Below are 23067 nucleotides of genomic sequence, written 5' to 3' on the forward strand. Positions count from 1 at the left end.
AGAATTTTGCGCGGAAAAACAAGGCCACGCCCCGCGTCAACGAGCCATGGACACTTGCGCGCGAGGGTGGTACTCCGCGCGCCGAATCCTTCGCTCGGCCCGTCGGTCGCGACGCAATTGCAGCCTGCGTCTCGGCCGGCGGACCGGGTCTTCCCCGCGCACGGAATGCCCGTTGTCGCGGCCCTCTCGAGGCCCCATGTCGCTCTTTGCGGTGAGCACGAAAGACCTCCTCTCGAACGCCCTCGTCACGGCCGGATCTGGCGCGTCCGAAGGCGGCGTGAACGTCGACGCCGACGGCACCATCGTCGTCCATATCGTCCTCTTCTTGATCCTGATGGCGGCGTTGAAGCCGCTGCTCTTCGATCCGCTCCTCAAGCTCTTCGAAGAGCGCGAGAAGCGCACCATCGGCGCCCGCGAGAAGGCCGCCGAGGAAGACAAGAAGACGTCGAAGGCCTCGGGCGAGTACGCCGACCAGATGACGAAGGCGCGCGCCGAGGGCAACGCGGAGCGCGAGAAGCTCCGCTCCGAGGGCCTCAAGAAAGAGGCCGACATCCTCGCGCGGGTGCGCGCCGAGGCCCAAAAGACGCTGGAAGAGGGGCGCGCGCGGGTGTCCGAAGAGGGCAAGGCGGCGCGCCAGGCGCTCGAAATCGAAGCCGCGAACCTCGGGAAAGACCTGGCTTCGCGCGTGCTCGGACGTGAGGTGCGAGGATGATTCGGAAAAGCTTCAAGACGGCGTTCGTGGCGCTCGCGTGCTCGCTGGGGCTCACCCTCGGCGCGACCGAGGCGTTCGCGCAGCACGCTCCGGAGGGCGCGGTCCCTCACGGTGCGGAGGCCGCGAAGGGCGGAGAAGGTCACGGCGGAGGCCACGAAGGTGGCCACGGCGAAGGTCACGGCGGCGGTCACGGTCACGGCCCGAAGCCGATGAACATGACCGACTTCTCCAACAAAGAGACGCCCCCGTACGTGGCGCTCCTCGTCAACTTCGGCCTGCTCGCGTTCGCGTACTACTCGCTCGGCAAGAAGCCCGTCGCCGAGGCGCTGAAGCAGCGCAAAGAAGACATCGGCAAGGAGATCATCGAGGCGCAGAAGCTCCTCGACGACGCCCTGGCCCGCGGCAAGGACGCCCGGAAGAAGCTCAAGAACGTCGACGGCGACAAGAAGGAAGCCGTGGAGACGCTCGTGGAGACGGGCGAGGGCGAGCGCGACAAGATCGTGCGCGAGGCCGAAGAGAAGGCCGCGCGTGTGGGACGTGACGCAAGCTTCCTCGTCGAGCAAGAGGCGAAGCAGCTCCGCCTCGACATCACCAAAGAGACCGTGGAGCTCGCCGTGGCGAAGGCCGAGGCCCTCCTCAAGGCCACGGTGACCCAGGCCGACCACGATCGCCTCGCCGAGGAGTTCTTGGCCGAGCTCGCGACCAAATCCGAGAAGCCTGCCGTGAAGGCGGGAGGTGCGGCATGAGCATGATCCCTTCGGCCGTCGCGCTCCGCTACGCGAAGGCGCTCTTCGCCTTGGGCGAGGAGTCGGGCCAGCTCGACGCGATCGTCGCCGAGCTCGGTCGCGCCGCGAGCACCTACGAGTCCTCGGCGGAGCTCCGCCAGGCCCTCGAGAACCCGCTCGTCCCGCACCCGGCGAAGCGCAGCATCGTGACCGAGGTCGCGCAGCGGCTCTCGCTCGGCGCGTCGTCCAAGAACACGCTGCTGCTCCTCTCGGACCGGCGCAGGCTCCGCGCGCTCCCGGCGATCGTCCGTGAGCTCCGCGTCCTCTCGGACAAGAAGCGCGGCGTCGTGCGGGCCGTGGTGACCACCGCGAAGCCGCTCAGCGCGGCGTACCAAGAGCGCCTCAAGGTGCAGCTCGAGAAGATGACCGGCAAGAAGGTCGAGCTCGACGTCTCCGAAGATGCCTCGCTGCTCGCCGGTGTGGTCGCCCGCATCGGTGACCGTGTCTACGACGGCTCGCTCCGCTCGCGCCTCGCCGAGATGCGCACGCAGCTCCTCCCGAACTGATTCACCGCCGGCCCGCGCGCCGGCCCATGTTTTCGCGCCGAGGACCGGCGCACAGGCTTCGCGGCGAACGCCGCCCAGAACGAAATCCCGAGGAAATCCATGCAGCTCCGCGCCGAAGAAATCTCGCAGATCATCAAGAAGCAGATTCAGAGCTACGAGAAGGCCACCCTGACCACCGAGACGGGCACGATCCTCTCGGTCGGCGACGGTATCGCGCGCATCTACGGCCTCGAAGGCGCGATGGCGGGCGAGCTCGTCGAGTTCCCCGGCGGCCTCGTGGGCCTCGTGCTCAACCTCGAAGCCGACAACGTCGGCGCGGCGCTCTTCGGCGACACGACGGCCATCAAAGAAGGCGACGTCGTGAAGCGCACCGGGCGCATCATGGACGTGCCCGTGGGCGAGGCCCTCATCGGCCGCGTCGTCAACTCGCTCGGCCTCCCGATCGACGGCAAGGGCCCGATCGAGTCGCCGCACAAGCGACGCGTCGAGATCAAGGCGCCGGGCATCCTCGCCCGCCAGCCGGTCAAGGAGCCGCTCCAGACGGGCATCAAGGCCATCGACGCCATGGTCCCCATCGGCCGTGGCCAGCGCGAGCTCATCATCGGCGACCGCCAGACCGGCAAGACCGCCGTCGCGCTCGACGCGATCATCAACCAGAAGGGGCAGGGCGTTTACTGCTTCTACATCGCCATCGGCCAGAAGCAGTCCACGGTCGCGGCCGTCGTCGACAAGCTCACGCAGAACGGCGCCATGGAATACACGACGATCATCGTCGCCTCCGCGTCCGAGTCGGCTCCGCTCCAGTTCATCGCGCCGTACACCGGCGTCACCATGGCGGAGTACTTCCGCGACACCGGCCGCCACGCCCTCTGCATCTACGACGACCTCTCGAAGCAGGCCGTCGCGTACCGCCAGCTCTCGCTGCTCCTCCGCCGCCCGCCGGGCCGCGAGGCGTACCCGGGCGACGTCTTCTATATCCACTCGCGCCTCCTCGAGCGCGCCGCGAAGATGGCCGACCGCACCGCCGTGCTCCCGAAGGGCACCAAGTGGGAGGATCGCCCCGCGGACGCGAAGGTGTTCGTCGGCGAGCAGGGCCACGAGCCCGCCAAAGAGGAACTCAAGGCCAAGGGCGACGGCTTCGAGATCGTGAAAGATCCGAGCTCGGGCGGCTCGCTCACGGCGCTCCCGATCATCGAGACGCAGGCCGGTGACGTCTCGGCGTACATCCCGACGAACGTCATCTCGATCACGGACGGCCAGATCTTCCTCGAGTCGGACCTCTTCTACTCGGGCGTCCGCCCGGCCATCAACGTCGGTATCTCGGTCAGCCGCGTCGGCGGCTCGGCCCAGATCGGCGCCATGAAGAAGGTCGCCGGTACGCTCAAGCTCGACCTCGCGCAATACCGCGAAAAGGCTGCGTTTTCTCAGTTCGCGTCGGACCTCGACAAGGTCACCCGCGACATGCTCGAGCGCGGCGTCCGCCTCGTCGAGATCCTGAAGCAGGGCCAGTACGTCCCGCTCCCGGTCGAGAAGCAGATCGTCATCGTCTACGCGGGCACGAAGGGCTACCTCGACGAGCTCCCCGTGGCGAAGCTCCGCGAGTACGAGGAGCAGCTCTACGCCTTCATCGAGTCGAAGCACGCCGACATCTTCGAGACCATCCGCACGAAGAAGAAGCTCGACGACGTCGAGGACAAGCTCAAGAAGGCCCTCACCGAGTTCGGCAAGGCCTTCGGCAAAGGGAACTGACGGATGCCGTCGCTCAAGTCGATTCGTAAGCGGATCGGGAGCGTCAAGTCGACGCAGAAGATCACGCGCGCCATGAAGATGGTCGCGGGTGCTCGCCTGAACCGCGCGCAGCAGCGCATCACCGCCCTCCGGCCCTACGCCCAAAAGACGCAGGAGATCCTCGAGGGCGTGACGGCGGCGCTCGATTCCGGTCAAGAGGAGGGGCAGCAGGCCGACTCCGAGGCGATCGAGGTCGAGAAGCCGGTCCACAAGCTCCTCGCGCGCCGCCCGATCAAGAAGGCGCTCTTCGTCGTGCTCTCGAGCGATCGTGGCCTCTGCGGCGGCTACAACGCCAACGTGGTCAAGCTCGTCATGCGCGAGTGGGACGCGCGCAAGGCCGAGGGCGTCGAGGTCACGTTCGCGACGGCGGGCAAGAAGGCTCGCGAGGCGATCGTGCGCAAGCGCGGCACCATCGCGAAGGACTTCCCCAAGATCTACGACGGCCTCGACCTCGAGAAGGCCAAGCTCGTCGCCGACTACGCGACGGACGCCTTCTTGAAGGGCGACGTCGACGCGGTCTATGTGCTCTACACCGAGTTCAAGAGCGCCATGACCCAGCGCCCGTCGGTGCAGCAGCTCCTGCCCCTCGCGACGCCCGCGAAGAAGGCCGAGGACAAAGAGGGCGGCGCCGCGCTCACCAAGTACGACTACGAGCCCAACGAGAAGGCCCTGCTCTCGCGCCTCGTCCCCATGTACGTCGAGATCTCGCTCTACCGCGCGCTCCTCGACAGCCAGGCGAGCGAGCTCGGCGCGCGTATGACCGCGATGGACGCGGCGACGCGCAACGCGAAGGAGATGATCGGCCGCTTGACGCTCGTGTACAACCGCGCTCGTCAGGCCGCGATCACCAAGGAGCTCATGGAGATCATCGGCGGCGCCGAGGCGCTCAAGTAGCTCTTCGAACACGCCTGCGTGCGCACGAGAGGCTCACGTCCCGAGGGACGGCGAGCCTCTCGGCGTTTGGGCGCAAGGTGCCGAAACTATGAACGAATCTACGGAACGTCGAGCCCCGTGCGGGCGTCGGCGTCGCTCGTGAGCCCGCTCCGGCTCACGGCCCCGCAGAGGATCTCGTAACGACCTTCTTTGCCCGTCGCGGTCACGGCGATGACGAGCTGCCCTTGGGAGCGCCCGTCGTCCGGGACGGGGATCGTCGCTTCGCCGGCGAGGGAGGCGGGCTTGTCTCTCACGGTGGAGGTCGAGGGGACCGCGCCTTCGGGGAAGACGGTGCAGAGCACGTCCTTCACTGGGTCGTCCGACGCGCCGGCCGCGTAGTTCAAGGAGCCCTCGACGAGGAACGTGTCGTTCGTGCGGCTGACACGCGTGACGCGCACCGAGCCTATCGTCGGCCGGCCGGAGCCGCAGCCTTGGACCGAGAGCGCGGCCGTGGTGACGGCGAGCGCGACAGAGACGCGGGCGGTGAACGCGGCGAAGGTCCCCATGCGGCGATCGTCCTCAAGATGGGCGCGCTTGTCCAGCGCGGCCGTGCACTTGCCCCTGCCTTCGGCGAGGAATGGCCCTATGGTCCGGCACATGGGTTACGAGAGCCTCAAGGCGTGCGTCGACGATCTCGAGAAGCAGAAGCTCTTGGTGCGGCTCGACGAGCGTGTGGACCCGTTCCTCGAGATGGCCGAGATCCAAAGGCGAATCTTCGCGCGGGAGGGCCCGGCGCTCTACTTCGCGAACGTCGCGGGGACGCGCTTTCCTTGTGTGTCGAACCTGTTCGGCACGAAGGCTCGTGCAGAGTACATCTTTCGGGACACCCTCTCGCACGTGCGCGCGCTCGTGGCAGCGAAGGTCGATCCGGCGAGCCTCGCGTTCTCGCCGCTCCTCGCGACGAAGCTGCCGTTCGCGGTGATGCACCTCCTGCCGAAGACCGTGAAAGACGGGCCCGTCACGGCCGAGCGCATCTCGGTGAGCGCCCTGCCGAAGATCGTGAGCTGGCCCGGGGACGGGGGCCCGTTCGTCACGCTCCCGCAGGTCTACTCCGAGGATCCCGAAAGCCCGGGGCTCCGCCACTCGAACGTCGGGATGTACCGCGTGCAGCTCTCGGGCAACCGCTACGTGACCGACGCGGAGGTCGGGCTCCACTATCAGATCCATCGCGGCATCGGCGTGCATCACCAGCGGGCGATCGCGCGCGGTGAGCCCTTGCGCGTGCGCATCCACGTGGGCGGACCGCCGGCCTTCACCCTCGCCGCGGTGATGCCGCTGCCCGAGGGCCTGCCCGAGCTGTCGTTCGCCGGAGCCCTCAACGGTCGCGCGGCGCGCATGATCGCGGGCGCGCCCCACACCCACGCCGACGCCGACTTCTGCATCTCCGGTGAGCTCGTCGGCCGCGAGACGAAGCCCGAGGGGCCCTTCGGTGATCACCTTGGTTACTATGCGAAAACACACGACTTTCCTGTGCTCAAGGTCACGAGCGTGACGTGCCGCAAGGGGGCCATTTGGCCCTTCACCGTGGTGGGCCGGCCGCCCCAGGAAGACACGGTCTTCGGCGAGCTCATCCACGAGCTCACGGCGTCGCTCGTGCCCGACGTTTTGCCCGGGGTGCGTGAGGTGCACGCGGTGGACGAGGCCGGGGTGCACCCGCTCCTCCTCGCCGTAGGGTCCGAGAGGTACACGCCGTACGCGAACGACGACGCGCCCCAGGAGCTCCTCACCCAGTCGAACGCGATCTTGGGGCAGGGGCAGATGTCGCTCGCGAAGTACCTCTTCATCGCCGACGCGGGGGACGCGCCGCCCGGTCTCCGAGACGTGCGCGCGTTCTTCCGCCACGTGCTCGAGCGCTTCCTGCCCGAGCGGGATCTCCACTTCCACGTGCGCACCACGATCGACACCCTCGACTACTCGGGCACGGGGCTGAACCGTGGGTCGAAGCTCGTCGTGTGCGCGCGCGGAAAAAAGCGCCGCGAGCTCGGCGTGTCGGTGCCGGAGGGGCTGCCCTCGGCGTTCCGCGAGGCGAAGATCGTCGACCGGGGGATCCTCGCCCTCTCGGGCCCCGCGTTCGTGTCTCACGAAGAAGCCGCGGCGCTCGTGGAGGAGCTCCCTCGCGAGGGGCTCGCGGGCCTCCCGCTCGTGGTCTTGTGCGACGACGCGTCGTTCGTCGCGAGCTCGTTTTCGACCTTCTTGTGGGTGACCTTCACGCGCTCGAACCCCGCCGTCGACGTGCACGGGACCTCGCCGTTCGTGAAGCACAAGGCCTGGGGTTGCCGCGGCTCGGTCGTCATCGACGCGCGGTCGAAGCCGCACCACGCGCCGCCGCTCGTCGAGAACCCCGACGTGAGCGCGCGTGTGGATCGCCTCTTCGCGCGCGGAGGGCCGCTGGCGAAGTGGGGCTAGTGGCTCTTTAAGTGCCCGAAACTACGGGTGTATTTACTGGCAGACCGAGGCGCACACCTCGGTCACGCAGCCCTCGAGGGCGGCCGAGCGCACCTTGCACGCGGCGCGCGTCGAGTAGCAGAGCTCGATGCAGCCGCAGTCGGTCTGGCTGCAGGAGGCGACGCAGCGCTCGAGGGCGTCGTCGCAATCGGGGGAGTCTTTTCGGAGGGCGAGCTGCTGGGCGCACTTGCCGACGTACGGGGCCGTGACGGTGCAGTTGCACGTCGCCAGCGGCGCGGTGGTGAGGCACTCGAGGCAGGTGACCGTCTTCGTTCGGGTCCACGCGAGCCTCGCGTCGCAGGCGCGGCGGAGGTCGTTCGACCCGTTGGTGACGAACACGGTGTCGTCCCCTCCGCAGGCACCGAGCGTCGAGACCACGGAGAGAGCAGCGAGGACGAACGAGAAGGAAGCGCGACCCATGACCTAGCTTTTGCCCCGAATCGGGCCGCTTTTCAAGGTGGGGCTCGGGCTCACAAGAACGGGTCGAGGTGGGTCGTGGGGCTCTCCGAGGCGAACTTGACCCGCGCCAGCACCCGCGCGAAGAACACGGCCGAGGCCAAGACGAGCACGCCACCGATCGCTCCCTCCACGTCGTACCGCACGTGCCATCGTGTCCAGACGAGCCCGGCGACGAACGCGACGAGCGCCGCCGGGACGACCTTCAGCCCGCGCCGGAGGCCGTCGTCGACCTTGGACGTCGGGAGGGAGAAGCGCACGAGCAGCGACAGGCCCACGAGCGCCCACGTCTTGGCGAGCAGGAGGGTGCCGGCCGCGGCCTTGGCGAAGAAGGTGAGCTTGTCGACCGTGCCGGGGAGCCGGTAGCCCCCGAGGAAGAGCACCGCGAGCACCGCCGACGAGAACACGAGGCCGACGCGGTAGGCGGTGTCTGCCGAGGTGCCGTGGCGCCGTCCAAAGGGGCGCGTGCCGAGGTACCCCTGGGCGAAGATGCACGCGAGCACGAGCACGAGCGCGAACGGCGAGCGGAAGGCGTTCCATTCCCACGGCGCCGGGCCTTGCCCCCGCACGACGTCGATCCCGCGGAGCGAGCCCGTGGTGCCGACCGCCGACACGAGCGCGAGCACGAGCGGGAGAGAGAGGACGATGGCCGTCGCGAGGGCCCTCGCGCGTGGGAAAAATCCCTCTTCTTGGCCCATCGCGATCGCGATCGAGGAGGCGACGAAGGCGACGAACAGGAGGAGGAGGTCGAGATCCTCCGCGACCAAGGTGCCCGCGCCGGGGAGCACCATCACCGTCGCGGAGGCGACCGTGAGCACGGCCGGGGGGAGCCACGCGAGCTCGCGGGTCGGCTTTTGACCGACGAGACCCTTGGCGCTCGCGCGCACGAGCCCCGCGACGTCCCGCCTTCGGATCGTGCGGAGCCGCGCGGCCATGGCGAGCTCGGCGCGCGCGAGCCGGCCCTCGAACGGGGCCACGAAGGCGACGACGACGACGCACACGAAGCCGATGAGCGCGAAGACCCACGAGAAGTCTCTCGGCAACCCCGACGCGAGCCCCACGAGGGAGACCGTGCGGGTCTCTTCGCGCGCGCCGCCGTGCCGGAACCCGAGCTCCGCCTCGCGCCCGCCCGCGGGGCGAATGTCCGAGAAGCGCGAGAGCCGAACACCATCGAACGACGTGAGCACGTCGCCCGTGACGAGCCCGAGCTCCTCTCCCCGCGACGCCGGCGCGACGGAGTCGACCACGAGGCCCGTGCTCGTCGCGTGGGCCTTCACCCCGAGGAACCCGAGCACGCGCTCGCCCTCGGCCTCGAAGGCGCGATCGTCGTCCACGCTTCGGGCGCCCGGGAACGCGTCGAGCACGACGCCCTGGAGCGTGGCCGCGATGGGCGGGGCCGACGTGCTCTGCGACGGGAACACCACCTCGAGCTCGCCTCGGAACGTCGTGTGCTCGGCGTGCGCGCCCGTGCCGGTGAAGGTCTCGAGGAGGCCCTCGGCGACGGGGACCTCGATGCGGTCGTGGCCTAGCACCGCGCCCTGCGTGTCGATGCGCGTGCGCTCGGGCGCGCGCCCCGGGCGGAAGAGCGTGCCCCGAAACGAGAGTTTGGCCGTGCGGCCCTGAGGGAAGCCTGCGCCGTGCACCTCGACCCTGTCGTGGGCCTCGAGCTCGTTCGGGGTGACGTCGTGCACCTCGACGAGCCGGAGCGGGAGCTCGCGCTGGCAGCCCGTCACGAGGGCGGCGACGAAAAGCAAAAACGATAGGAGTTTCGCTAGGTTCGCAGACGGTGCTCTCACGGGATCTCCCACCCTATCCGCGCTGGGCCGAGTGGCAAAATTCCCGGCGTGTCCGGCGCGATTGGGTACGCTCAAGGAATGGTCCGCTTCTCTGCCCGCGCGATGACCCTGGTTCGGGGCGGAGCGCTCGCCCTCCTCGGCGCGGGCCTGTCCGTGTCGTGCAGCGGAGCCTTCGGGATCGCCCCCGAGGTCGACGGTGGCCCCTCCGGCATGAGCGACGCCGGGCCCGGCGAGGCCGCGGCGGACGTCGTGACGCTCGTGGAGGGAGACGCGGCCGACGGCTCGACGCCTCCGTGCGACCTCGACGGGCCGTTCGTCTCCATCGAGCACGTACCGGACCTCTCGTCCTCGGGCGGAGAAGTAGGGCTCGGTCTCACGCCCGACGGCCTGGCCGCTTTCGTGATCCGCGACAGCGTGACCGACGCTGGCTACGGGCGGCACCTCTTCGTCGCGCGTCGTGCCTCCACCGCCGACCCGTTCGGCGCGGTCTCCGAGGTGCCCGGCTTCGCGAGGCCCGGGGTCATCGCCGACAACCCCAAGGTGTCGGCCGACGGCAACTGGCTCGCGCTCGAGGTCGGCTCGTCGAACCTCGACATCGCGTTCGTCCCGCTCGTGCCGGGCAAAGATCCCGACGCCCAGCTCGTACGGCCGATCGAGGGCATGAGCACGCCTGGCGGAGAGTTCGACTCGTTCCTCCTGCCCGACATGAGCGCTCTCTATTTCGTCTCGGGGGGCGCTTCGGACCGAGCGATCTTTCGCGCGACCTTGGACGTGACCCGCAGAGCAACCGACGTCACTCGGCTCTCGTCGCTCTCGTCGACCGGAACCGAGTACGATCCCGTCGCGACCCCGGACGACCTCACCCTGTACTTTACACGCGAAGTGATGGGCCGCGGGGCCGAGATCATGGTCTCGAAGCGCGCGTCGAAGAGCGTCGAGCACACGGCGGCCGTGCCGGTGACCGAGCTCCTCTCCGTGGGCGACGACGTGCCCGTCGAGATCGCCGACCGCGGCTGTACGTTGTACTTTACATCGAACGACCGCAAGCCCTCGAAGGGCGGGAACGACCTCTACGTCGCGAGGAAGGCGAAGCGCTGACGCGTGACGGGAGCGCGAGGCTCAGCGGCACGTGTCGTCGTTGCCCGCGCCGTTGCCTTGGCAGCCCTTCGCGCACATCTCGCGGATGGGGCTCGTCCCGTCGCACTTGGCGCGGAAGGTGCCGTCGGGCGAGCACGTCCACACCTGGCCTCCGTTCCACCGCGAGGCCGCGCAGTCCCACGCGAACGCGGGTGGAGGGGGGTGGGCCCGCGTCGGCGGACGGAGGCTTCGGGGTGCCGATCGCGACCTTCGGGAACACGCGACAGATCGCGTCGAGGTCGTGCGCGACGCAGCTCCCCTGGCCGGGGCAGTAGTCGAGGCACTGGCCGACCGGGCGGTAGAACCTCTGCCCCGCGTCGTTGCAGGTCGACGCGGGCGTGCCGTCGGGAGAGCTCTTCGTGCGGAGGAGGTCGGTGGGGGCGGCCGGGTCGGGGACGTGGCCGGTCGTGAACGCGAGCGCGCGGGCGCCCCTCGAGTGGCACGCGAAGAAGTCGAACGTGCTCACGCTGCTCCGGAGCCGCTCGGGGAGGGTCGCTTCGGTCCGCGTGCGCGCGATGGCCTTCGCGACGTCGACGCCTACCCAGCGGAGATGCCAGGGCTCGGGCCGGTATCCGGCGCCGTTGCATTTCGGGTAGCTCACCGTGAAGCCGTGCTCGTGCGCGTGCTCGAGCAGCCACCGCTCCGTCGTTCCCACCGTGGTGCACGAGAACGCGTCGGGGGTGCCCACGCCCTGGAGGTCGACGGTGGTGCCGAGCTGATGCTCGGAGTGGCCGGGGTAGGCGCTCACGCACTCGTCCTTCCACCTTCCGTAGGCGGCGACCTGGGTGTCGAAGTCTCGGTAGGCCGAGAGCACAGACACGTTGGCTCCGCTCGCGTTCGCGGCGGCCACGAGCGCGGCGAGGGGGCCTTGCGCGACGTCGCGGAGCTGGAACGCCGTGCCCCCGCGACGGCCGAGCGCGTCGATGCCGACGAGGCCCGGCGGGACGTAGCGGCAGTCGCCCTTGGGGCCCACGATCGCGTGGTGTTTGTCGACCCACTGGAGCTCGTTCGCGAGCGCCGCTTCGGTCACGCGCAGGTCCGAGTCCACGAGGTTGTCGTCGAGCGTGCCCGGGCCCTCGTCGGCCACGGCCGAACACGCGATGGCGACGGGGGCGACCACGAGGAGCGCGACGACCGAGCGCAGGTACGACATCGTGCGCCGCTGTATGCATGCGTCATGCCGTTCCGGCAGACCGTCGGTCGCCGGGTTTTTCGGAGCCTCTCGGGCGCTCGCCTGCACCACCGAAGATCCATCGGCGAGCGCCGGGGATCCACGAAGCTCCCCGATCCGACGCGATCCCGTGATGGTAACGTCGGCTCATGGCGGACTACGCGGTCATCATGGCGGGCGGCTCGGGGACTAGGTTTTGGCCGGCATCACGGGAGGCGCGGCCGAAGCAGCTCCTCGCGCTCGGGGGGGCGACCGGAGAGTCGCTGCTCGCCGCCACGGTGAAGCGCCTTCACCCGCTCGTCCCGAAGGAGCGCGTTTTCGTGGTGACCGCGGCGCGGCTCGCCGAGGCCACGTACGCGGCCCTCCCCGAGGTGCCGCGCGAGAACATTTTGTGCGAGCCGAAGGCCCGCAATACGGCGCCGTGCATCGCCTGGGCGACGAGCGTGCTGCTCGCGAAGGACCCGGACGCCACCATCGCGGTGCTGCCGAGCGATCATCACGTCGAGGACGAGGCCGCGTTTCGGGACGTGCTCGCCCAGGCCCTCGCGGCCGCGAAGACGGGCGTGTGCACCACCGTCGGCATCGTGCCCACGCGCGCCGAGACCGGCTTCGGTTACATCGAGGTGGGCGACGATCGTGGGGGCGGCGCGAAGCGTGTGCGAGGCTTCGTCGAGAAGCCCGATCGCGCGCGCGCCGAGGGCTACGTCGCGGGCGGAAAGCACCTCTGGAACGCGGGCATGTTCTTCTACCGCGCCGACGTCATGCAGAGGCTCCTCGAAGAGCACCTGCCGGCGATGGCCGAGGGCGCGAAGGCCATGGTGCGACGCGTGAACGCGGGCGACGCGGGCGCGGTCGCCGAGATTTTCCCCACCCTCGAGAGTATCTCGATCGACAACGGCGTCATGGAGAAGGCCAAGGAGCTCGCGGTCGTGCCGGGGAGCTTCGGCTGGAGCGACGTGGGCTCGTGGCAGAGCGCGTGGGAGCTCGCTGCCAAGGACGGGAGCGGCAACGCGCTCCCCGAGGGCGCCTTCGTGAAAGATGCAGAGCGCAACTATTTCACGAGCCTCGTCGCGGGAGGGAAGGCCAAACACGTCGCGTTCGTCGGCGTGTCGGATCTCGTGGTCGTCGAGACCGACGACGCCGTGCTGGTGATGCCGCGCGAGCGGGCCCAGGACGTGAAGCTCGTGGTGGAGGCGCTCAAAAAGGCTGGAAAAACCGAGCTCTTGTGAGCCCGGGAGCGCTCACTGATGTCGTGTTGCAAGAGCGTTCGAGATACAACGAAAACGCGAGCTTGCGGTCGACGCGCCGGTGGGGAAATAAGGCCGGCGCCATGGCAAAAAACGGAAAGAAGAGCGCCCTCCAGCAGGCCGCGTCCAAGAAGCTCGCCGGGATCGGCCCCAAGGCCCCGAGCCCCGAGCATGTCGCTCACATGATGCTCCACGCCGAAGAGCGCGGAGAGGTCACCCGCGTCGGCCTCGAGGACGGCTCCTGGGGCTGGGCGGTGCCGGGGAAAGACGGCACCACGCAGGTGCTGAAGCCCACCCCCGAGATGCTCGAGGCGCTCGCCCGCTGGGAAGCCGGCGCGGCCCACCCGCAACACTGACGTTCGACGCCCCGCCTCCGCGCGCCGGTGCCCTCGTGGTCCGGCGCGCGTCGTTCGTTCGGCCCCTTGCTTCTCAGGGCTTCCACTTCGCCGTGGCGCGCTTGGTCGCGGCCGGCGAGCGTTTCTTCGGCTTCGGTGCTTCGGTGAGCCCGCTCTTCTTTCGCGCCGCGGGCTTCTTTCCGTAGGGCTCGTACGCCCCCTCGCGTGAGGCCTCGGTGATCTCGGACCCGAGCTCGGCCTCGAGCTTCTTGAGCTCGTCGCGGAGGCGCGCTGCCTTCTCGAAGTCGAGGGACTCGGCCGCGGCGAACATGTCGGCGCGGAGGGCGCGCAAGAGCTCGGTCGGGTCTTGGGCGGTGTCGTCGCCCTTCTTGCCCTTTTTGCCGTCGCCTCGCACCTTGGGCACGTCGAGGTAGTCGATCGTGCCGGCCGCGGGGTTGAGGTTCATGATCGCGCGCACGACGGTTTGCGGCGTGATGCCGTGTTTCTCGTTGTAGGCGAGCTGGATGGCGCGGCGGCGGTTCGTCTCCTCGATGGCCTGCTTCATCGCCTTGGTGACGTTGTCGCCGTACATGAAGACGCGCCCGTTCGCGTTACGGGCCGCGCGGCCGATCGTCTGAATGAGAGAGCGCGGGCTGCGCAAGAAGCCCTCTTTGTCGGCGTCGAAGATGGCGACGAGCGACACCTCGGGCAGGTCGAGGCCCTCGCGGAGGAGGTTGATGCCCACGAGCACGTCGAACTCACCGAGGCGCAAATCCCTAAGGATATCCATGCGTTCGAGGGTGTCGACGTCCGAGTGGAGGTAGCGGATCCGCACCCCGAGCTCGCGGTAGTAGTCGGTGAGATCCTCGGCCATGCGCTTCGTGAGGGTCGTGCAGAGTACACGTTCTCCTCGCTCGACGCGGAGGCGGATCTCCCCCAAAAGGTCGTCGACCTGGCCCGCGACGGGGCGCACCTCGATGATCGGATCCAGGAGGCCCGTCGGGCGAATGAGCTGCTCGACGAAGACGCCCTCGCTCTTCTCGAGCTCGTAGTCGCCGGGCGTGGCCGACACGTAGATCGCCTGCTTCACATGGGCCTCCCACTCGTCGAACTTGAGCGGGCGGTTGTCGAGGGCGCTCGGGAGGCGGAAGCCGTACTCGACGAGGGTCTCTTTGCGTGCGCGGTCGCCGCGGTACATGGCGCCGATCTGCGGCACCGTCTGGTGCGACTCGTCGATCACCATGAGGAAGTCGTCGGGGAAGTAGTCGATGAGGGTGGGCGGAGGCTCCCCGGCCTTTCGGTTCGAGAGGTGGCGCGAGTAGTTCTCGATGCCGTTGCAGAACCCCATCTGCTCCATCATCTCGATGTCGTACTGGGTGCGCTGCTCGAGCCGCTGCTTCTCGACGAATTTCCCCTCTTTGTCGAAGTGATCGAGCCGCTCGCGGAGCTCTTCGCGGATCTGGGCGACGGCCTTGCGGAGCTGATCTTGGGGCGTCACGTAGTGCGAGCCCGGGAAGATCGCGTACCTCGGGAGCGAGCCTTTCACCTTGCCTCGGAGCGGGTCGACCTCCTTGATGGCCTCGATCGTGTCGCCGAAGAACTCGATGCGGATCGCCGTGTCTTGTTCGTACGCGGGGAAGACCTCGACCACGTCCCCTCGGACGCGGAACGTGCCGCGGTGAAAGTCGACGTCGTTTCGTTCGTACTGGATGTCGACCAGCATGCGGAGGAGCGTGTCGCGGCGGAACTCTTCGTCGACCTTCAAGTCGATGAGGAGGCCGTGGTAGCTCTCGGCCGAGCCGATGCCGTAGATGCAGCTCACCGAGGCGACGATGATCACGTCCCTCCGGGAGAGGAGCGAGTGCGTCGCCGCGTGACGCATGCGATCGATGGCGTCGTTGATGATAGCGTCCTTGTCGATGTACGTGTCGCTCGCGGGGACGTACGCCTCGGGCTGGTAGTAGTCGTAGTACGAGACGAAATACTGGACGGCGTTCTCGGGGAAGAGCTCGCGCATCTCGCCGTAGAGCTGCGCGGCGAGGGTCTTGTTGGGCGCGAGGATGAGCGTGGGGCGCTGCGCGTGCTGGATCAGGTTGGCGACGGTGAACGTCTTTCCCGAGCCCGTGATCCCGAGCAAAACCTGGTGTTTTTCCCCGCGTTCGAGGCCCGCGACGAGCTGCGCGAGCGCGGCAGGCTGGTCGCCTCGGGGCTCGAAGGACGAGACGAGCTTGAAGGGGCGGTCCGACATGGAGCCCCGAATGTTCGGTCCGAACCCGGGTTATGGCAAGCCGGACCGGCGCCTTAGTTCGCGCGGACCTTGGCGACGCGTTGAACGGTGAACCGGGCCACCTGGCCCGGGCGGTCGACCGTGTAGAGGCACTCGGCGTCGACGGCGATGGCGCGCGCGGCGCCGCCCGGCATCTCGCAGATGTCGGAAGGATTCGTGCGCGAAATCGCGTAAAGGCGCGTGCCGACGCCCGCGGTGAGGGCATACACGTGCGTCGCGTCGGACGTGGCCTGCGAGACTCCGGAGAGGACCTCACGGGTCGTGCCGAGGATGCCGCTCGTGACGTACTGGAGCGAGCTCCCCTCCAGCACGAAGCTCGCCGACGGTCTCGCGTCGTTCGAGTCGACGAGCGCCGTGATGGTCCCCTTCGGGTCGAGCGCGTTGCTCTCGACGTCGCTGCCTCCGCCGGGCACGCGATGGACCCGAACCAAGTCCGTACCGTCGACGATCGCGACGTGAGGCACGGCGCCCCGGGACACGAACGGCAAGGGCTGGGTCGCCGCCTTGTTCGTCAACGCGGTGGGGAGGACCTCGACCTCCAAGTTCGACTGGATGACGAAGGGGAAAAGCCCCTGCGCGCTCGACACGACGCCCCCTCCGATGATCCCGTTGCTGTTCCAGGCGGATACCGTGTACCCGGCGGCCGCGGGCCCGGAGAACGGCATGACGACCCAGTCGGAGCCGGTCCATCGCATGAAGCCGTCGAATCCTCCCTTTTCGAAGATGGCGACAGGGCTCACCGCCCCGTTCCCTCCCACCGGGATCAGACCGACCGAGGTCGCTTGCCCCTTCTGCTCGCTCCCCGTGAGCGCGGTCACTTGGGGGATCGTGGCGGAGAAGCTCACGGTCTCGACCGCGGCCGGACCGAGCGTCGGCTTCACCCACACGACCACGCCGCCCTGCGCGACGATGCGGGTCGGGTTCTCTCCTGAACCGTTGGCCGCCCCTCCGCACGTGCTCTGGGCGAGGGCGCACGGACGAATGGTGCCCGAATCGACCGGCACGGTCGCGTCGACCGAGGCGTCGGCGGGAGCTCCGGCCTCGACGAGCGCGACTCCCCCCTCGACGTCGCCTGCGCCGGTCCCGCTCCCGCCGGACTGGTGCGACGAATTCTCTTGGAGTGTCGTGCACATGCGCGTCTCGGGGTTGCACGTCGTGCCCTCCGCGCAGAGCACGCCGGCGCACGCTTTGGAGAGGAGGATCCGTTGCGCTACCTCTTGGCCTTCGACGAAGCGCACACGACGACGCGCGACCACGCAGTGCGCCCCGCCGAGGAGAGGCTTGCCGTCCGCGCCGACCTTCGGTCGGAAGCTCGCGTCGAGGCCACACGCTTCGGCCGTCCCCTCTTTCTCCGAGCCGACGACGGCGACGAGATCGTAGGCCCCCGCGTAGTCGGGGTTCGGGGTGACGGCCAGATCGCCGACCGTGGCATCCCCCGTGGCTTCGGCCGGGATGCACGTCTCGGCGTGCTCGGGGCGCGGGAGCTTTCCGTCGAACACGAGGGGCTCACCGACGCGTGCGATCGCGAAGAAGACCGGCTGCGTGAGGCTGCCACTCGGCTGGCAGCCGAAGTTCGTCACGTACGTCGCGCGGACGGACGTCGACTTTTTGCAGGAGATGGCCGCGAGGAGCGCCGGGACCGTGAGCAGCCCGGCGAGGAGGAGCATCTTCGAACGCACGACCCTAGGGTAGCCTTTCTCGTACGAACGGGCAGGTCGTTTCGGAGGTCTTCCCGCGCGTTCTCCCGGCACACGATCGACTTTTTTCCACCCATCGGGGCGCGGACGCGCAAGACTCGGCGGCGATGCCCAACGTGCCTCTTCCTACGGTCGCCGTGCTCGGCCTAGGGGCGCTCGGCGGCGCGATCGTGAAGCGCCTTCGGAGCCTCGATTTCCCTGTCTGCGTGTGGAACCGCTCCTCGGCGCGTGCCGAACGCCTCCGTGGGCTCGGGGTGGTCGTCGCGCCCACCGCGAAGGAGGCCGTGCTCGACGCGAAGATCGTCGTCACATGCGTGGCCGACGCCGAGGCGTTGCGCGCCATCGTGACGGGGCCGGACGGGTGCGTGAAGGGGCTCGGCGGCGTGCAGCGTCAGGTCGTGTGCGACATGTCGACGGTGGGCCGGGCGTGCGCGCGCGAGATCGCGGCGGCCGTGAAGGCACGAGGCGCGAAGTACCTCGATTGCCCGGTGAGCGGCACGGTCGGGCCGGCTCTCCGCGGAGAGCTCGTGGCGCTCGTCGGTGGTGCGGAGCCGGCGATTCGCCGCGCCGAGCCCGTGCTCCAGGCCCTCGCCAAGAAGGTCATCCACTGCGGGGGCGTGGGGCAGGGGCAGGCGATGAAGATCGTGTTGAACGGGCTCGGCGCCCACCACCTCGTGGCGTTCACGAGCATGCTCGTGCTCGGAGAGCGCGCGGGGCTCTCGCGCGAGCACGTGGTGGAGGCGTTCACGTCGGGCGCGTTCTCAACGCCGAGCTACCAGGGCAAACGCGCGAAGGTGCTCGCGCGCGACTACTCTCCGGACTTCGCCCTGTCGCTCGCCTTGAAGGACTCGGCCCTCGCCGTCGAGCTCCAGTACGAGCTCGGGATGAAGCTGCCCGTGCACCGGGCCATCGTTCGCGACCTGGAGGACGCCGTGCGCGCCGGCCTTGGCGACGAGGATCTCTTCGGCCTCGAGCGCCTCTACGCGGGCCGCCCCAAACCGCCCGCCGACTGAATCGCAAGCGATTCCGGATGTTTAGCTGCGGTAGTCGGCGTTCTCGCTGATGTACTCGTGCGACCGATCGGAGCCGAGCACGACGGACCGCCCCGTGCCGCGGCCGAGGTCGATCGTGATCTCGACGGCGCGCTCGTGGGGCGGGAAACGTACGGGCGGGGCGAACGTGAGGCCATCTTCGGGGGCCACGCTCGCGTAGAGCTCGGCGCTCCGCATGTGCTCGACCAAGAAGGTCTCCGTCTCGGGGTCGAGGCGGAAGACACCGTTCGCGAAGATCGTGCGACCCGCCATGGAGAGCGTGCAGTCCGAGAGATCGAGCCCCGGGGCGTGCGCGCCCACGTACTTGCCCACGGCCATCACGAGCCGGCCCACGTTGGGGTCGTTGCCGCAGATGGCGCACTGGAGGAGCGGTGAGCCCACGACGGCCTTGCCGATGCCGCGGGCGAGCTCGTTCGAAGGGGCGCCCGTGACCTCGACCCGGATCACGTGGTGCACCCCCTCGCCGTTGCGCACGACGTCCTCCGTGAGGGCACGGCACACCTCGGTGAGCGCCTCGCGAAACGCGTGCAGATCGCACGGAACGCGGCGGCTCGAGACGAGCGCGACCGTGTCGGACGTGCTCGTGTCGGTGTCGATCGACATGGCGTTGAACGTGGGCTCGACGGCGTCGACCAGGGCCTTTCGGAGCTCGTCTCGGGGGACGTCGCAGTCGGTGAGGAGGTAGACGAGCATCGTCGCGAGGTTCGGCTCGATCATCCCCGCGCCCTTGGCGATGCCGACGATGCTGCCCTGGCCCACGCTCGCGCGCCGGATTTTCGGGTAGAGGTCGGTCGTGACGATCGAGGTCGCGGCGGGCAGGATCGACTCGGCCTGGAGCGCGGCGACGGCCGCGGGGAGCGCGGCGATGATCGCGTCCTTCGGGAGGCGCCAACCGATGACCCCGGTGGACGACGGGAGGATCGAAGAGGCGGGCACGCCGAGCTCGGCCGCGAGCGCCTCGCACACCGCGAGGGACGCCTCGACGCCGCCGGGGGCGCACACGTTGGACACTTTGTTGTTCACCACGATGGCCGAGAGCGTGGGTGAGCCGAGGCGCTCGCGCCCGATCGTGACGGGCGCACCCGGGAACGCGTTCTTCGTGAACACGGCGGCGAAGGCGTCGGTCGGCTCGTCCATGGCGATCACCGTGAGGGCCATGGTCCCTGGTTTCTCGACCTCGACGGGGACGAACGAGAGCCGAGTCGTTCCGACGCGGAACCCCGACGGGAGAGCCGACTGAGAGACGAGCCACGCGCGGTGGGATTCGAGGGTCTTGTGTTCCATGAGGTCTCGGAGAGTGCGTCGATGCGCGGACCACGGCCGCGGTGTTCCTGTACTCTACTCGACGGGCCTTGGCTTCACTCGGCCTCGCGCGCTCGCCCCGAGCTCCCGCGTCCCGCGACGAAAACGAGGAAGATCATGCCGCTCGCACCGTGTGCCCACTGCTCTCGTCATGTCCGCGCCGAAGACGAGACGTGCCCTTTTTGCCGCGCGAGCCTCGAGCCGCGGGCGATCGAACGTCCAAGGGGCCCGACCCCGAGCCTGTCGCGCGCGATGCTCGTGTTCGGCGCCAGCGTCGCCCTCGCGGCGGGGAGTGAAGCGTGCGGGGAGCCGCATACCGTCGTCTCGCTCTACGGCGCGCCGCCCACGATCGAGGACGCTGCACCTCCGACAGCTCCCGACATGTCGGCTGCTGCGCCTCCCGCGCCGGCGTCGGCGTCCGCGCCTCCGCCTGCGCCGATCGAGCCCGCGCCCACGGCTGCGCCAAAGCCTTCCGCCTCGGCGGAGCCTCCCAAAGGGGCGATGGCGTCGGCGTACGGAGCTCCTCCGCCGCCGAACGGGACCCCGAAGCCGAAGCCCAAACCGAAGATGCCCTGAGTACGAGTGCCCTGGGTAGGAAAGAGGCCGACGACGGGGGTCGGCCTCTGACCGTCAGCCCTTGCGTGGGCGGGGGATCCCGAAGCGCTCCATGCGCCGGATGATCGTGCGCCTCGAGACCCCGAGGATCTCCGCCGCGCGGCTTTGGTTCCACGCGGCCTCGCCGAGGGCCGAGATCAGCTTGGTTCGCTCGGACTCGCTCGGCGGGCCGTCGTCGTCGTCGAGCAGGACGTGCTCGGCCGTGACCTCGCCGCTCGGGGCCCGGCGGATGGCGCCCTCGACGACGTCGCGGAGCTCGCGGGTGTTGCCCGGCCACGAGTGCGCGCGCAGGCGCTCGATCGCCTCTCCCGAGAGCGTATGGGTCGCCGAGGCGAAGTGACGGGCGAGGGCCTCCACGTCGTCCGGACGCTCGCGGAGCGGGGGCAGGGTGATCGCCATCGCGAACGCGGGTGGGACGAGCGCGGAGCGAGACCGCTCGTGGGACGCGCTCGTCGCGAGCACCCGCGCGTCGACTCGTCGGGTGACGCGAGAGCCCGCGCGCGCCACGAGCTCTCCCGTTCGGAGGAAGCGGAGAAACCGCTGGTCCACACCGGCCGGGAGGTCGTCGATGTCCTCGACGATCACCGTGCCACCATCGGCGCGCGCGAGGATGCCTTCCCCGTCACGGATGGAGTCGGTACCGAAGAGCGCGTCCTCGTGGGGGAGCTCGCGCGCCGACAACTTGATGAGCGGGCGGCCGGCGCGGGTCGAGCGCGCGTGGATCTCGCCGACGTACGACGACTTCCCTACGCCGGGCTCGCCGCGGACGAGGATGGGCACGTCGGCTCGGCCGAGCGCGTCGAGCAGCGACTCCAAGCTCGATGTCACACGGTGAACGGTCGCGCGACCCGCCGATGTCGGGGGCCGAGCGTGAAGCGGAACCATCGGGGCCTCCCCGTACGCGGGCATTCGCAAAAGGTATACCCCCCGATCGTGGCCCAAGCGGCACCTTGTCGCCAAGGTTTGCCGAATGGAAATCACTTTTCTCCAAACGAGGGGAACGAACGCCGCACGGTCGAGGTTGAGGTCGTATGACCTATTCGGTTCCGAAGATTTCGTTCTCTCGAAATGGTCGCGACGTCGTCCGGCGAGGTGTCGCGTTTGCGGCATTTCTGGGCGCGCTCGTGACGGTACGCGCCTCGTTTGCCGATCACTATCACGTGCCTTCGGGGTCGATGGAACCCGCGGTCGAGGTCTCCGATCACGTGGTGGTCGCGAAGGCGGCGTACGGCCTGCGCGTGCCGTTCACGAGCCACTACGTGACCGGCGCCCCCGCGCCGCGTCGGGGGGACGTCGTGGTGCTCTCGTCGCCGGAGGACGGCGCCGTGTTGCTGAAGCGCGTGGTCGCCGTGGGCGGAGACCTCGTGGCCGTGAGGGGAGGTCGCGTAGAGCTCTCCGCGGGTTCGAGCGCAGGGGAGTCGGCGCGCGAAGGGCGAGACTTCGTCGCGAACGTCGACCTCGGGCCCGGCCCCGACTTGCCGACGACGCGCGTGCCGGAGGGCTTCGTCCTCGTGCTCGGGGACAATCGAGGGAACAGCCGCGACGGTCGAACCTTCGGCTTCGTGTCGGCCGACGCGCTGCTCGGCCGGGCGGTGCTCGTCGTCGGCCGTAGCGGGGCGCGCAAGCTGTAGCTGTACGTAACTATTCGCGATTCAGGTCGAAGGTGCGAAGCCCGTGACGAGCCCGGGGTGACCTCCGAAGACGATGCCGTCGAGCAGCACGTCGTCGTCGACGAGGGCCAGGGTCGGGTGCGACGGGTCGATGACGATGCGTGAGCCGGGGCCGTCGAAGCCCGACGCCAGCGCGCCGTTCCAGGCCGCCTCGTACCAGAGCTGCTCGGCGGGGGTCTTCCCCTCCGGGACGAACGTCACGCGTGCGCGCGTGCGGAGCCGCTCGTGTGTCTCGAGGGAGCGGAGGTCGTCGAACGGGTCGGTCACGACGTGGCTGTCGATCCCGGTGCAGAGGCGCACGCCGGCGTCGCGCATGGCGCCGAGGTTCGGCAGGCCGTCTCCCAGGTCGCGCTCCGTGGTGGCGCACACACACGCGAACGCCCGAGCCTCGCCGAGGAGCCTCGCCTCGTGCGGCTCGAGCTGGGTCGCGTGCACGGCGACGAAGCGGCTCGACAAGACGCCGAGGTCGGCGAGCAGCTCGGCGGGGCGCTTGCCGGTCTCGGCGACGCACTCTTCGACCTCGCGGGCCTGCTCCGAGACGTGCATGTGGAGGGGGAGGCCGTGGAGCTCCGCGTAGCGCGCGAGCGGCACGAGGAGGTCGGGAGGCACGGCGCGCACCGAGTGCGGAGCGAGGCCCACACGAACCCGAGGGTTATGCTTGTAGAGTGCACGTAGTCGCTCCACGTCCGAGAGGACCTGGTCGACGTCGGTGTCGCAGAACCTACGCTGACCCGGCTCGGGGGGGCGCCCGGGGCCGCCGCGGAAATACGCCGTCCGCAGCAGGGAAATGCGGAGGCCTGCCGCGAGGGCCGCGTCGACGACGCGCTCGGCGAGCTCCGTGCGGTTCGCGTAGGGTGTGCCATCGGGTGCATGATGCACGTAGTGGAACTCCCCGACCGTGTCGACGCCGGCCCGGGCGAGCTCGTCGAACGCGACCTTGGAGACCGCGTAGATCGTGTCCGGGTCGAGCGCCGAGGCGGCGCGGTACATTTGGCCGCGCCACGTCCAGAAGTCGTCCGAGGTGCTCGCGTGGCGGCGTTGCGCCTTTCCGCGCATGCCCCGTTGGAACGCGTGCGAGTGCGCCGTGGTGAGGGCAGGGAGGAGGAGGCCTTGCGGGCTACGTTCGAGCACGG

Annotated in this window: 21 protein-coding genes; 12 read left to right on the forward strand and 9 right to left on the reverse strand. The window is 69.2% G+C overall.

Annotated features, from left to right (window positions below; genetic code table 11):
* The first annotated feature begins 196 nt into the window (after positions 1 to 196).
* From IPK71_15285 to atpG, 5 genes are all read left to right on the forward strand, one after another.
* Positions 197 to 712, forward strand: coding sequence for a H(+)-transporting ATPase (locus IPK71_15285; protein MBK8215101.1), 516 nt, complete (start codon positions 197 to 199; stop codon positions 710 to 712).
* Entirely contained in the window at positions 709 to 1458 is a 750-nt protein-coding gene (locus IPK71_15290; GenBank protein MBK8215102.1) for a hypothetical protein, read from the forward strand. Before IPK71_15285 ends, IPK71_15290 begins: the two co-directional genes overlap by 4 nt.
* Positions 1455 to 2003, forward strand: coding sequence for an ATP synthase F1 subunit delta (gene atpH, locus IPK71_15295; GenBank protein MBK8215103.1), 549 nt, complete (start codon positions 1455 to 1457; stop codon positions 2001 to 2003). The genes IPK71_15290 and atpH overlap by 4 nt, the downstream gene beginning before the upstream one ends.
* A 99-nt stretch (positions 2004 to 2102) precedes the next feature.
* Positions 2103 to 3752 (forward strand): F0F1 ATP synthase subunit alpha, encoded by a 1650-nt coding sequence (locus IPK71_15300; GenBank protein ID MBK8215104.1) that lies wholly within the window; start codon positions 2103 to 2105, stop codon positions 3750 to 3752.
* A 3-nt stretch (positions 3753 to 3755) separates the two neighbouring features.
* Entirely contained in the window at positions 3756 to 4685 is a 930-nt protein-coding gene (gene atpG / locus IPK71_15305; protein MBK8215105.1) for an ATP synthase F1 subunit gamma, read from the forward strand.
* Positions 4686 to 4783: 98 nt separating this feature from the next.
* Here atpG and IPK71_15310 read toward each other — a convergent pair whose 3' ends face one another.
* On the reverse strand, positions 4784 to 5230 hold the full coding sequence (locus IPK71_15310) for a hypothetical protein (protein MBK8215106.1): 447 nt from the start codon (positions 5228 to 5230) through the stop codon (positions 4784 to 4786).
* 91 nt (positions 5231 to 5321) lie between these two features.
* On the opposite strand from IPK71_15310, the gene IPK71_15315 reads away from it, so the two are divergent.
* Positions 5322 to 7130, forward strand: coding sequence for a UbiD family decarboxylase (locus tag IPK71_15315; GenBank protein ID MBK8215107.1), 1809 nt, complete (start codon positions 5322 to 5324; stop codon positions 7128 to 7130).
* A gap of 33 nt (positions 7131 to 7163) precedes the next feature.
* Here IPK71_15315 and IPK71_15320 read toward each other — a convergent pair whose 3' ends face one another.
* Together IPK71_15320 and IPK71_15325 are read right to left on the reverse strand one after the other, a co-directional pair.
* Positions 7164 to 7589: a hypothetical protein gene (locus tag IPK71_15320; protein MBK8215108.1), complete on the reverse strand. Its 426-nt coding sequence runs from the start codon at positions 7587 to 7589 to the stop codon at positions 7164 to 7166.
* A gap of 50 nt (positions 7590 to 7639) precedes the next feature.
* Positions 7640 to 9379 carry an NADH-quinone oxidoreductase subunit H gene (locus tag IPK71_15325; GenBank protein MBK8215109.1) on the reverse strand — a complete coding sequence of 580 codons (1740 nt, stop codon included), beginning with the start codon at positions 9377 to 9379 and terminating at the stop codon, positions 7640 to 7642.
* A 120-nt stretch (positions 9380 to 9499) separates the two neighbouring features.
* Here IPK71_15325 and IPK71_15330 point away from each other — a divergent pair, with 120 nt between their 5' ends.
* Entirely contained in the window at positions 9500 to 10519 is a 1020-nt protein-coding gene (locus tag IPK71_15330; GenBank protein ID MBK8215110.1) for a hypothetical protein, read from the forward strand.
* Here the strand turns inward: IPK71_15330 and IPK71_15335 are convergent.
* Positions 10449 to 11711, reverse strand: a complete 1263-nt coding sequence (locus IPK71_15335) for a D-alanyl-D-alanine carboxypeptidase family protein (GenBank protein ID MBK8215111.1) — start codon at positions 11709 to 11711, stop codon at positions 10449 to 10451. The two genes, IPK71_15330 and IPK71_15335, sit on opposite strands and share 71 nt — an antisense overlap.
* A 167-nt stretch (positions 11712 to 11878) precedes the next feature.
* Between IPK71_15335 and IPK71_15340 the strand changes: the two genes are divergently transcribed.
* Positions 11879 to 12958, forward strand: a complete 1080-nt coding sequence (locus IPK71_15340; GenBank protein MBK8215112.1) for a mannose-1-phosphate guanylyltransferase — start codon at positions 11879 to 11881, stop codon at positions 12956 to 12958.
* 101 nt (positions 12959 to 13059) lie between these two features.
* Complete coding sequence (locus IPK71_15345; GenBank protein MBK8215113.1) at positions 13060 to 13332, forward strand: hypothetical protein; 273 nt, start codon at positions 13060 to 13062, stop codon at positions 13330 to 13332.
* Between the two features lie 73 nt (positions 13333 to 13405).
* Here the strand turns inward: IPK71_15345 and uvrB are convergent, their stop codons facing one another.
* Positions 13406 to 15559 (reverse strand): excinuclease ABC subunit UvrB, encoded by a 2154-nt coding sequence (gene uvrB, locus IPK71_15350; GenBank protein MBK8215114.1) that lies wholly within the window; start codon positions 15557 to 15559, stop codon positions 13406 to 13408.
* A gap of 53 nt (positions 15560 to 15612) precedes the next feature.
* On the reverse strand, positions 15613 to 17277 hold the full coding sequence (locus IPK71_15355; GenBank protein MBK8215115.1) for a hypothetical protein: 1665 nt from the start codon (positions 17275 to 17277) through the stop codon (positions 15613 to 15615).
* A 125-nt stretch (positions 17278 to 17402) separates the two neighbouring features.
* Here IPK71_15355 and IPK71_15360 point away from each other — a divergent pair, with 125 nt between their 5' ends.
* Positions 17403 to 18308 (forward strand): NAD(P)-dependent oxidoreductase, encoded by a 906-nt coding sequence (locus tag IPK71_15360; protein ID MBK8215116.1) that lies wholly within the window; start codon positions 17403 to 17405, stop codon positions 18306 to 18308.
* A gap of 21 nt (positions 18309 to 18329) precedes the next feature.
* Here IPK71_15360 and IPK71_15365 read toward each other — a convergent pair whose 3' ends face one another.
* Complete coding sequence (locus IPK71_15365; protein ID MBK8215117.1) at positions 18330 to 19631, reverse strand: bifunctional ornithine acetyltransferase/N-acetylglutamate synthase; 1302 nt, start codon at positions 19629 to 19631, stop codon at positions 18330 to 18332.
* 135 nt (positions 19632 to 19766) lie between these two features.
* Here IPK71_15365 and IPK71_15370 point away from each other — a divergent pair, with 135 nt between their 5' ends.
* The gene (locus tag IPK71_15370) at positions 19767 to 20225 is read left to right on the forward strand and encodes a hypothetical protein (GenBank protein MBK8215118.1); all 459 of its coding nucleotides are present in this window, start codon (positions 19767 to 19769) and stop codon (positions 20223 to 20225) included.
* A gap of 54 nt (positions 20226 to 20279) precedes the next feature.
* On the opposite strand, the gene IPK71_15375 is transcribed toward IPK71_15370, so the two are convergent.
* The gene (locus tag IPK71_15375; protein MBK8215119.1) at positions 20280 to 21092 is read right to left on the reverse strand and encodes a sigma-54-dependent Fis family transcriptional regulator; all 813 of its coding nucleotides are present in this window, start codon (positions 21090 to 21092) and stop codon (positions 20280 to 20282) included.
* A gap of 203 nt (positions 21093 to 21295) precedes the next feature.
* On the opposite strand from IPK71_15375, the gene lepB reads away from it, so the two are divergent.
* Positions 21296 to 21895 carry a signal peptidase I gene (gene lepB, locus IPK71_15380; GenBank protein MBK8215120.1) on the forward strand — a complete coding sequence of 200 codons (600 nt, stop codon included), beginning with the start codon at positions 21296 to 21298 and terminating at the stop codon, positions 21893 to 21895.
* Positions 21896 to 21916: 21 nt separating this feature from the next.
* On the opposite strand, the gene IPK71_15385 is transcribed toward lepB, so the two are convergent.
* Complete coding sequence (locus tag IPK71_15385; GenBank protein MBK8215121.1) at positions 21917 to 23065, reverse strand: formimidoylglutamate deiminase; 1149 nt, start codon at positions 23063 to 23065, stop codon at positions 21917 to 21919.
* Positions 23066 to 23067: the final 2 nt, after the last annotated feature.

Source organism: Myxococcales bacterium (assembly GCA_016712525.1).
Classification (GTDB): Bacteria; Myxococcota_A; Polyangia; order Polyangiales; family Polyangiaceae; genus JAAFHV01.

Excerpts from the sequence above, each read along its gene's own strand:
- IPK71_15285 (MBK8215101.1), top strand. The coding sequence starts at position 197 with ATGTCGCTCTTTGCGGTGAGCACGAAAGACCTCCTCTCGAACGCCCTC.
- IPK71_15290 (MBK8215102.1), top strand. The coding sequence starts at position 709 with ATGATTCGGAAAAGCTTCAAGACGGCGTTCGTGGCGCTCGCGTGCTCG.
- atpH (MBK8215103.1), top strand. The coding sequence starts at position 1,455 with ATGAGCATGATCCCTTCGGCCGTCGCGCTCCGCTACGCGAAGGCGCTC.
- IPK71_15300 (MBK8215104.1), top strand. The coding sequence starts at position 2,103 with ATGCAGCTCCGCGCCGAAGAAATCTCGCAGATCATCAAGAAGCAGATT.
- atpG (MBK8215105.1), top strand. The coding sequence starts at position 3,756 with ATGCCGTCGCTCAAGTCGATTCGTAAGCGGATCGGGAGCGTCAAGTCG.
- IPK71_15310 (MBK8215106.1), bottom strand. The coding sequence starts at position 5,230 with ATGGGGACCTTCGCCGCGTTCACCGCCCGCGTCTCTGTCGCGCTCGCC.
- IPK71_15315 (MBK8215107.1), top strand. The coding sequence starts at position 5,322 with ATGGGTTACGAGAGCCTCAAGGCGTGCGTCGACGATCTCGAGAAGCAG.
- IPK71_15320 (MBK8215108.1), bottom strand. The coding sequence starts at position 7,589 with ATGGGTCGCGCTTCCTTCTCGTTCGTCCTCGCTGCTCTCTCCGTGGTC.
- IPK71_15330 (MBK8215110.1), top strand. The coding sequence starts at position 9,500 with ATGGTCCGCTTCTCTGCCCGCGCGATGACCCTGGTTCGGGGCGGAGCG.
- IPK71_15335 (MBK8215111.1), bottom strand. The coding sequence starts at position 11,711 with ATGTCGTACCTGCGCTCGGTCGTCGCGCTCCTCGTGGTCGCCCCCGTC.
- IPK71_15340 (MBK8215112.1), top strand. The coding sequence starts at position 11,879 with ATGGCGGACTACGCGGTCATCATGGCGGGCGGCTCGGGGACTAGGTTT.
- IPK71_15345 (MBK8215113.1), top strand. The coding sequence starts at position 13,060 with ATGGCAAAAAACGGAAAGAAGAGCGCCCTCCAGCAGGCCGCGTCCAAG.
- uvrB (MBK8215114.1), bottom strand. The coding sequence starts at position 15,559 with ATGTCGGACCGCCCCTTCAAGCTCGTCTCGTCCTTCGAGCCCCGAGGC.
- IPK71_15360 (MBK8215116.1), top strand. The coding sequence starts at position 17,403 with ATGCCCAACGTGCCTCTTCCTACGGTCGCCGTGCTCGGCCTAGGGGCG.
- IPK71_15365 (MBK8215117.1), bottom strand. The coding sequence starts at position 19,631 with ATGGAACACAAGACCCTCGAATCCCACCGCGCGTGGCTCGTCTCTCAG.
- IPK71_15370 (MBK8215118.1), top strand. The coding sequence starts at position 19,767 with ATGCCGCTCGCACCGTGTGCCCACTGCTCTCGTCATGTCCGCGCCGAA.
- lepB (MBK8215120.1), top strand. The coding sequence starts at position 21,296 with ATGACCTATTCGGTTCCGAAGATTTCGTTCTCTCGAAATGGTCGCGAC.